The sequence below is a fragment of the Chryseobacterium phosphatilyticum genome, from assembly GCF_002899825.2.
GTDB lineage: Bacteria > Bacteroidota > Bacteroidia > Flavobacteriales > Weeksellaceae > Chryseobacterium > Chryseobacterium phosphatilyticum.
Genome location: NZ_PPED02000050.1, coordinates 1 through 539, shown reverse-complemented (window position 1 = coordinate 539; position 539 = coordinate 1). Strand labels below are relative to the sequence as shown.

Here is a 539-nt window from a genome sequence, read left to right as displayed (position 1 = left end):
AGATGATGCAGGCCGGGGCAAGGGGGCCAGGACGGTTGCCCGGAGTGGACCCCACAAGGTGGAGCATAAAGCTCAGCTGTGGGCGGAACTCGCCGGCCGACAATCCAGTCACGGGCGCGGTAGGCCCGGTCCGGTCCGCGTGCGTGGCCCTCATGGGCAAAGGGCCAGCGCGCGTCCCTGGCTCAGCCGCGCCTGTCCGGATTCTGCTGGCCAGACCCGCCCTGGTTCTGCCGGTCCATCATGGTCTGCATCATCTTGTTGCAGTTCCCCATCATCTTCGACATTTCCTGCATCATCGGCATCATGCCGTCACCCTGCATCATGCCGCCCATCGTCCCCTTGTCGGAGGGTGCAGGGTTCGTGGCTGGTTCGGCCGAGGCAGCGGCGATGCCGGCAAACAGAGCAAGGCCGAGAGCGGCGGGTGCGAGTTGCGAGATCTTGGACATAGACTTCTCCTGTCGAATGTGCGTTTCGAGATAGTCCTGCCTTCGCGCTACTCGCGCGCGAAGACCTTCGGGGTGCTGTCGCCGATCTCGTAG

General features: G+C 64.4%; 1 protein-coding gene. It reads right to left on the bottom strand.

Going from position 1 to position 539, the window contains the following annotated elements:
• Positions 1-182: 182 nt before the first annotated feature.
• A partial coding sequence (locus C1631_RS25380; protein ID WP_228441504.1) for a hypothetical protein occupies positions 183-539 on the bottom strand: 357 nt, incomplete at its 5' end.